At 33.7% G+C, this 8,569-nt stretch carries 8 protein-coding genes and 1 other RNA gene; 7 read left to right on the forward strand and 2 right to left on the reverse strand.

Annotation, left to right across the window (positions count from 1 at the left end; genetic code table 11):
* Positions 1-207 precede the first annotated feature (207 nt).
* Entirely contained in the window at positions 208-1,407 is a 1,200-nt protein-coding gene (locus tag FPG59_RS11255; RefSeq protein WP_086454699.1) for a serine hydrolase, read from the forward strand.
* A gap of 63 nt (positions 1,408-1,470) precedes the next feature.
* Positions 1,471-1,867: a transfer-messenger RNA gene (gene ssrA, locus FPG59_RS11260) on the forward strand.
* A gap of 312 nt (positions 1,868-2,179) precedes the next feature.
* Here the strand turns inward: ssrA and FPG59_RS11265 are convergent.
* Positions 2,180-3,424, reverse strand: coding sequence for an acyloxyacyl hydrolase (locus FPG59_RS11265; protein ID WP_086454700.1), 1,245 nt, complete (start codon positions 3,422-3,424; stop codon positions 2,180-2,182).
* Between the two features lie 356 nt (positions 3,425-3,780).
* Between FPG59_RS11265 and FPG59_RS11270 the strand changes: the two genes are divergently transcribed.
* From FPG59_RS11270 to FPG59_RS11285, 4 genes are all read left to right on the forward strand, one after another.
* Complete coding sequence (locus tag FPG59_RS11270) at positions 3,781-4,056, forward strand: rhodanese-like domain-containing protein (protein WP_254906690.1); 276 nt, start codon at positions 3,781-3,783, stop codon at positions 4,054-4,056.
* 4 nt (positions 4,057-4,060) lie between these two features.
* Positions 4,061-4,369: a DUF202 domain-containing protein gene (locus tag FPG59_RS11275; RefSeq protein ID WP_086454702.1), complete on the forward strand. Its 309-nt coding sequence runs from the start codon at positions 4,061-4,063 to the stop codon at positions 4,367-4,369.
* Positions 4,370-4,432: 63 nt separating this feature from the next.
* On the forward strand, positions 4,433-4,996 hold the full coding sequence (locus FPG59_RS11280) for a YeeE/YedE family protein (protein ID WP_086454706.1): 564 nt from the start codon (positions 4,433-4,435) through the stop codon (positions 4,994-4,996).
* 10 nt (positions 4,997-5,006) lie between these two features.
* On the forward strand, positions 5,007-5,504 hold the full coding sequence (locus FPG59_RS11285) for a DUF6691 family protein (RefSeq protein WP_086454703.1): 498 nt from the start codon (positions 5,007-5,009) through the stop codon (positions 5,502-5,504).
* A gap of 74 nt (positions 5,505-5,578) precedes the next feature.
* Here FPG59_RS11285 and FPG59_RS11290 read toward each other — a convergent pair whose 3' ends face one another.
* On the reverse strand, positions 5,579-6,019 hold the full coding sequence (locus FPG59_RS11290) for a tellurite resistance TerB family protein (protein WP_140344643.1): 441 nt from the start codon (positions 6,017-6,019) through the stop codon (positions 5,579-5,581).
* Positions 6,020-6,278: 259 nt separating this feature from the next.
* Between FPG59_RS11290 and katG the strand changes: the two genes are divergently transcribed.
* Positions 6,279-8,531, forward strand: a complete 2,253-nt coding sequence (katG, locus tag FPG59_RS11295; protein ID WP_086454705.1) for a catalase/peroxidase HPI — start codon at positions 6,279-6,281, stop codon at positions 8,529-8,531.
* Positions 8,532-8,569 lie beyond the last annotated feature (38 nt).

The following is an 8,569-nucleotide window of genomic DNA, read 5'->3' on the forward strand; positions in this document are numbered from 1 at the left end:
CTATTATTTGTTACAAATATAACAAAAATATCTTAAAATTTTCATTTTTAGAAAAAAAGGATCAATCAAAGATTTTACTAAAGCTTGAATAACAATTTACTAGCAATTACCCCTTAGCAGAAAGGCTTATAAAATTGTGTTAAGGTCTAAAATAACTGCCCTTAAAAAGGCTTCGTTTCTATATATTTGCCCTTTAAGCCATTCCAAATGAATTTTCCAAAAAAAACAAATATACTACATATTATACTCCTCCTATTCATTTTAAGCTCTTGCGAGAAGGAGAAAAAGAAAGTAGAACTTAGGGATGATCAACTTCCTAAAACTACTTTGCCTATAATGAAACCTTTATTGCAAAAAGAACCGAAACTAGAAGCACAATTTATTAGTGAAAAAAGATCACAAATAGATTCTTTTTACCAAAAAAACTGGCCTAATAATACTGCTAATGGAAGTTTTCTTGTGGCTAAAAATGGTCAGATTATTTTTGAAAAATACGAAGGTTATGCTAATTTTAATTCGAAAACATTAATAAATGCTAATACACCACTGCATATAGCATCAGTTAGTAAAGTGATTACAGCAACTGCCATCTTAAAATTAGTAAATGCTAAAAGAATAACATTAGACCAAAGGGTAAATACGCTCTTAACAGAATTTCCATATCCTGATGTAACTATAAGAACGCTACTTAACCACCGCAGCGGGATGCGCAACTATGCTTATTTTACAGATAGAGATAAAAGTGTTTGGGACAGAAAAAACATTTTAACAAATCAAGATATTCTGACTTTACTTGCCACTAAAAATATCGAATTAGAAAATAAAACAGATACCCGATTTAGTTACTGTAATACTAATTATGCCATTCTTGCTTTAATAATAGAAAAAGTAACCCAGAAAACATATAAAGATGCTATGGCAGCGCTCATATTTAAACCACTTAATATGAAAAACACTTATGTATTTGATTACGAAAAAGATAAAAATACAGCTGTAACATCTTATAAAGGAAATAAGGTCGAAATAGGCAAGGATTATTTAGATGCTATTTATGGTGATAAAAATATATACTCCACTCCAAGAGATTTATTAAAATTTGACCGTGCTCGTAGTAGTTCTCAATTCTTAAATCCGTCGTTATTAAAGGAAGTCTACAAAGGATATAGTAATGAGAGAAAAGGGACAAAAAATTACGGTCTTGGTATTAGAATGATCAACTGGGATACGGGACAAAACTTTTATTTTCACAATGGTTGGTGGCATGGTAATACCTCATCCTACATTACCTTAAAAGAGGAAGGCGTTACCATTATAGCATTGTCTAATAAATTCACAAGAAAAACCTACAATGTGAGAAAGCTGGCCGTTCTTTTTGGGGACTATCCATTTAAGTTTGAAGTAGATTAAATTTAGGCACAATTTTTGAAAATAGCTTGAAATTAGTTGTACATTTGCAACCTAATTAAAAAAGGGGTCGACTGGTTTTGACAGCGAGTCGAATTGATACATAAGCACGTCGAGAACTGGGACAATTCTCGTTAATAAAAGGTTTCAAAACATTTACACGGCGAAGGAAACTACGCTCTTGCTGCATAATCCGAATTATAGTAAGATTAGCCTCGTCCTACCAGGTAGGAAAGCAGGATTCTCCTCGAAAGCTCTGGTTTTTAGCGTTCGAAACAGGGGAATCGTAAATTAAAACCTAGAATTTTGTAAGCTACGGGCAATTTTCGAAACTAAAGTAGCTAAGTAAAGTGTGGCTGTTTCTGGCCTAGCACTGCGTCGAAAATTCAATCAGGAAATAAGCGCGTAGAAAGTGTATGAATTGCTTGTTTGGACCCGGGTTCGATTCCCGGCGACTCCACTTTAATAATCCGTAAAAACCTTTTAAAAAGGTGTTTACGGATTATTTTTTTTTACTTCCCAACAATTTTAAAATTTATTCCAACAGCAATAAAATCCTAACCTTAAAAATAGTTTGTGCACTATGTTGCTGTCCTTTTTAGTCTTATTGCAAGAAAAAAAAATACTCGTATTGAAATTGAAATAAATTTGGAATTAGCTCTTAACACAACTACCATACAATTGCACAATAATTAACAATTGATAAGTGTACACTCTACACTACCATTAAAGACTTTAATAAAAATGTAAATGTCAAGACTGTAATTGATGGAAATTACTTTTTAGGCTTAAAAGTATGAACATAGCCTAGACTTAGCTCCGTAAAATCAGCCTGCCCTAGATTTGCATTTATATTTGCTGCAAGAAATACGTTATGTTGTGGCGATTTTTGAGTAGCAAAGGCGTAATATCTAAAACCTAGTCTAGATGAAATTACCTGCTTAATTTTGGCCTGAGAGCCAAAATCTTGTGCAATATATTGTCCTGAGTTTGAACTTCCATTGTTTAAATACCAATCTACTTTATAGGCAGGTTTGTAAAAATTCACTCCCAATTCCGTCTCGACACTAAAATGATTCATTAAAATTTCAAAATTAGCATACACTCCTAAAGTGGTTGCGTTATGAAATGGATTTTCCTTTAAGTATGCAAATTGATTCTTTGACAACTCATCATTACTTTTTATAAAATCATAATAATCATCATAAAAACGGTAATACATACCTAAACCATATTTGTAGGTCTTATTTTTTATTTTTCCAATGGCAAATGATGCTGTGTACACGTTTTTGACCGAGTTATAACCTCTTGCCAAAACTTTTTGCCCTAGACCAAAACGTGTAGAAATATAATTTTGTGTGATTGATTGGCTAGTATCTAAAATTTTGTTAGAGTTAATAAGCTCCTTTTTAGAATACTTAAATTCGGTTTTAAGCGTGGCCAAAACCGAATTCAAACCATGATTAGGCAATCTTGTATGTCCGTTAGAAAAATGCGTTGCTCCCACTCCTAGTTTTACATCAACTTGGTTTGTTTGTGCCAAATCATAATACACAAACGATCTAAATGCCCACGTAATAGGCGTTGACACCCCAAAATTACCTGGATTTGTAACCTTATCATAAATCACACTATGATAGGAAGCCCCAAGTCCTACTTGAAAACGAACTCTGTTTGTAAGGCTTTGGAATACTCCAAAATCTAAAAAAGGCAAAACGGCAACACTGTATCCTACTTGCTTAAGATTACCAAAATCAGCGTACGTGACTGCAATTCCAGTTTTGGGATAATTCAGGAATTTAGCCCATGTTTTATTTTGATAGGTGGTTTTTCCAAAAGTTAAATCAATACCTTTTTGATTTTCAGTCTCGGGAAAAATACTTATCGATGGCAATGTTTTACCCATAGAAAAACCAAGCCCTATAAAACGATGATCCTTTTTACCTTTTGAATCAATATCTTGTGCGTAACCTACCCGAAATGAAAAAATTAGAAATAAAAAAACTATCCTTGAAACCATATTCTACTACAATAAATTATTAGGTGCATACTCATAATGCTAACTTTAAAAAAGCGGTAAAAATAGCAAAAAGAATGACCTAATAGTCAAATCTTTCACCAGATTCAAGGTTATTTTAAATGGAGATTTTATAACTCATACAAATTTATTTAAAATTCAAAGCCTGTTTCGCTCTAAAATTCCACTTTCAAAATACAATGTAACATAAGTCACTGACTGTGGTAAAAAGCATTACTACTTTTGCATAGATAAACCATAATAGGAGAAATTTTTTCATACAAATACTTTAAAAAACAACTATGCTTCAAATTCTACAAAATTTATTTTCCAAAAACGATAACAGTATCTTAAAAAAAATGATACAAGAGGGCGCCTTGTTAATAGACGTTCGCTCACAAAATGAATTTGTACAAGGAAATGTAAAAGGATCTGTCAATATTCCCTTGGATCAAATTGAAAATAACCTACACCAGCTTAGGGGTAAAACTAATATTATTGTTTTTTGCAGAAGCGGGAATCGTAGCGGACAAGCAAAATTACTATTAAACAAAAACGGTATTGTTAATGTGACGAATGGCGGTACTTGGGGCAATATTCAAGACATTCTTGACAAGAATGTAATAAAAAAATAGCATCATGGAAATTAAAAAACAAATTAATAAAGATCTTATTTTAAGAGAAAAACTAGCACTACAAAGAACTGTACTGGCAAATCAATCTACATTTCTTTCTTTTTTAAGAACCTCAATGTATTTCTTGATTGCAGGTTTAAGCCTTAAAAATGTGATCAAAGTAGAGAACAGTATATTGTTTGAAATCATGCTCTTTGGTGCATCTTTCGCAATTTTCACTATTGGGTGTATGAATTATGTAAAACACAAAAAATCAATTGCTTCTAATAAAAAACACATTGGTGAATATCAATTGGAATATTATGAATTTTAGCAAATACCTGCACTATAGAAACAAACTTTGTATCAATTATAATAAAACAGCATGTCTATGGAAATTTTAGAATTAATCAGAGAACCTTGGCCGTGGTATATTGCGGGCCCGCTAGTTGGACTTACCGTTCCGGCTTTGTTAATCATTGGTAACAAATCATTTGGTATTAGTGCTTCATTGCGTCATACTTGCGCCATATGCTTACCCGCAAACATTAAGTTTTTCAAATACGATTGGAAAAAAGAAATCTGGAACATGTTTTTCGTTTTCGGTATTTTATTGGGTGGTATACTTGCGTACAGCTTTTTATCAAATCCTAATCCAATAATCATTAATGAAAATCTAAAAACCGAATTGGCAGGTTACGGCATTACTGAAATTTACGGAATGCTACCAGAACAATTATTCTCGTGGGAAAGTTTGTTTACACTCAAAGGATTTATCATGATGGTTATTGGTGGTTTTTTCATTGGTTTTGGTTCTCGTTATGCGGGAGGTTGCACTAGTGGTCACGCTATTTCTGGTTTGTCTAATTTACAAATACCATCATTAATTGCGACATGTTGTTTCTTCATAGGCGGTTTGATTATGGCAAACCTTATTTTACCATTTATTCTTTCACTTTAAATCACAAATTATGAAACTAAAAGATCAAAATACTGATTTCGAAACGCGTTCCCTAGACACCATTTGTATCAACGAAAGCCAATTGCAACACAAATGGTACCATAATTTAAAATACTTAGTCATTGGTATCTTGTTTGGTATTGTTTTCATCAAAGCAGAAATTATCAGTTGGTATCGGATTCAGGAAATGTTCCGTTTCCAATCTTTTCACATGTACGGCGTAATTGGAAGTGCCATTTTTGTGGGAATAATATCCGTTTTTCTAATAAAAAAATTCAATATCAAAACTATTTATGGCGAAAGAATTGAATTTCATAACAAGACCTTTAACAAAGGACAAATCTATGGCGGACTCATTTTTGGATTAGGCTGGGCAGTAACGGGAGCTTGTCCTGGACCGTTGTTTGCACAAATTGGAACGGGAGCCTCTATAATGATTGTTACCTTATTTTTTGCAATCGTAGGAACTTGGGTATATGGTAATTTTAGAGATAAACTGCCTCATTAAAACTATTGAAATTTGAAAGAAAAACACAATATAATAAGTAACCTCTCTATATTGTGTTCTTATTATTAGAGTACTTATTTTACTTTAATATTCCCTCTGTTTTTTAAAAACATAACTTCTATAATTTTACTAGACATAGAGGTGCTCACACCTAAATGATTGGATAAAATTTCAATAAGACTTTTTTCCTCTTTTTCTAATGTTCCGTCAGCTAACAAGACATCTAAGGCTAGAGCAAACAAGGTTTCTTTGTCTTCGGTTTCTATCCAAGAACAACAAACCTTTATATATTTAAGCTGTCCCACCTCTTTATATAATGCAATGGCAGTTTCATAATAAGGTCCAAAATCTACACTCTTAAATTTTTCTTTAGAATACAGAATTCTTGTAAGCGATTTTCTTTCGGCTTCAGATATATAATGATCTGCTTTTATACAAGTATATAAAATTCCTAACCAAGCCTCAGCTTCAGATTGAATTGGATTTTCTCCCATAGTATTAATGTCTTTTTCCAAAATATTTTTTTGCTAAATTTACAATTAACCATTTATAAAAACAATCCAGAGTGTGTGTATATTTTGATGTCATAAAAAAATTCATAATAACAAGAGACTAACACAAACTTAACAGCCTAAAATTGAGGTTAAAAGAGGAACATTTTATATATTAGCATATAAATATTAATTTAAACTATAATTTTTATCTATTGAATTTTTAATTCACTACGAATGTTTTAAATAACTTTGTAATCAGAAAAATAAAAACAAACATACTATGGAAAATAATGCAAAACCAACCTCCTACAATGTAAACGGTGAAAGTAAATGTCCTTTCTCTGGAGCGTCATCTGCTGCGCCAAAACAAAGTGTTATTCACGGTAAAACAAATCGTGATTGGTGGCCTAACCAGCTTAATTTAAAAATTCTGCGTCAAAATTCATTAGAGAACAATCCCATGGGAGCCAACTTTAATTATGCCGAAGAATTTAAAAAAGTAGATTTAGAGACTTTAAAAAAAGATATTAAAGAAGTTATCACAACTTCTCAAGACTGGTGGCCTGCAGATTACGGAAGCTACGGTCCCTTTTTTATACGTTTAGCTTGGCACAGTGCAGGAACATACCGTATTGCAGATGGTCGTGGTGGAGCTGGTTTTGGAACACAAAGATTTGCACCATTAAACAGCTGGCCAGATAATGCCAACTTAGACAAAGCTCGTTTGTTGTTATGGCCCATAAAACAAAAATATGGCAACAAAGTTTCATGGGCAGATTTAATGGTATTAGTGGGGAACTGTGCCTTAGAATCAGCAGGATTTAAAACGTTTGGTTTTGCTGGAGGTCGTGTAGACGTTTGGGAACCACAAGAAGATATTTACTGGGGACCAGACAAAGAATGGTTGTCTTTAAGTACAGAACCACACAGCCGTTACTCAGGAGATCGTGAGTTAGAAAATCCTTTGGCTGCTGTACAAATGGGGCTTATTTATGTAAACCCAGAAGGACCAGATGGAAACCCAGATCCGCTATTAGCAGCACGTGACATTAGAGAGACATTTGCACGTATGGCCATGAACGATGAGGAAACAGTAGCCTTGATTGCAGGAGGACACACACTAGGAAAAACTCACGGTGCTGCTGATCCTAATGTATATGTAGGAGCTGAACCAGCAGGTGCATCTATTGAAGAGCAAAGTTTAGGCTGGAGAAATACCTATGGCACTGGAAATGGTGCAGATACCATTACAAGTGGTCTTGAAGGCGCTTGGACTACTACACCAGTAAACTGGAGTAATAATTATTTTGAAAACCTATTTGGCTTTGAGTGGGAATTAACAAAAAGTCCTGCAGGAGCTCATCAATGGAAGCCAGTAGGAAATGGCGGTGCGGGAACAATTCCTGATGCTCATGATGCATCAAAAACACACCAACCAATGATGCTTACAACTGATTTATCTTTGCGTGTTGATCCTGCTTATGAGAAAATCTCTCGTCACTTTTTAGAAAATCCTGATGCTTTTAACGATGCTTTTGCAAGAGCATGGTTTAAATTGACTCATAGAGATATGGGGCCAAAAGTACGTTATTTAGGAAATGAAGTACCAGCTGAAGAGTTAATTTGGCAAGATCCAGTTCCTAATGTTACACATGATTTAATCAATGAGCAAGATATTGAAGCACTTAAAGCTACTGTTTTATCATCTGGGTTAAGTATTTCAGAACTTATAAGTACCGCATGGGCTTCGGCATCTACTTTTAGAGGATCAGATAAGCGTGGTGGAGCAAACGGTGCTCGTATTAGACTAGAGCCACAAAAAAGTTGGAAAGTAAACAATCCTTCACAATTAGATCGTGTTTTAGCTACGTTAGAGAATATCAAAAATGAATTCAATTCTCATAATACTGATAAAAAAGTATCAATTGCCGACTTAATTATACTAGCTGGAAATGCAGCAGTTGAAAAAGCAGCAGCAAATGCAGGAATTCAAGTTAAAGTTCCTTTTGCCGCTGGACGTACGGATGCTTCACAAGAGCAAACAGATGTTGAGTCGTTTGCAGTTTTAGAGCCACAAGCTGATGGATTTAGAAATTATGTAAAAACTAAATATACCGTTTCTGCCGAAGAAATGTTAATTGACAAAGCACAGTTATTGACATTAACTGCTCCAGAAATGACAGTTTTAGTAGGTGGTATGCGTGTATTGAACACCAATTTTGATAAGTCTCAAAATGGAGTTTTTACAAGCAGACCTGAAACACTTACTAATGATTTCTTTGTAAACTTATTAGATTTAAGAACTACTTGGAAAGCCGTTTCAGAATCTGACGATGCTTTTGTAGGTAGTGATAGAATGGCTGGTGGATTAAAATGGATTGGAACAAGAGTTGATTTAATTTTTGGATCTAACTCTGAATTAAGAGCACTTGCAGAAGTTTACGGATACCATGATGCACATGAAAAATTTGTAACTGACTTCGTAGCTGCATGGACTAAGGTGATGAACCTTGATCGTTTTGACTTAGTGTAAATATTGAATTTTAATTTGTTTAAAAGGTGGTCTAGCAA

Source organism: Flavobacterium sp. FPG59 (assembly GCF_002150205.1).
GTDB lineage: Bacteria > Bacteroidota > Bacteroidia > Flavobacteriales > Flavobacteriaceae > Flavobacterium.

Coding starts and splice junctions, on each gene's coding strand:
- FPG59_RS11255 (WP_086454699.1), top strand. CDS start 208: ATGAATTTTCCAAAAAAAACAAATATACTACATATTATACTCCTCCTA.
- FPG59_RS11285 (WP_086454703.1), top strand. CDS start 5,007: ATGAAACTAAAAGATCAAAATACTGATTTCGAAACGCGTTCCCTAGAC.
- FPG59_RS11275 (WP_086454702.1), top strand. CDS start 4,061: ATGGAAATTAAAAAACAAATTAATAAAGATCTTATTTTAAGAGAAAAA.
- FPG59_RS11270 (WP_254906690.1), top strand. CDS start 3,781: ATGATACAAGAGGGCGCCTTGTTAATAGACGTTCGCTCACAAAATGAA.
- FPG59_RS11265 (WP_086454700.1), bottom strand. CDS start 3,424: ATGGTTTCAAGGATAGTTTTTTTATTTCTAATTTTTTCATTTCGGGTA.
- katG (WP_086454705.1), top strand. CDS start 6,279: ATGGAAAATAATGCAAAACCAACCTCCTACAATGTAAACGGTGAAAGT.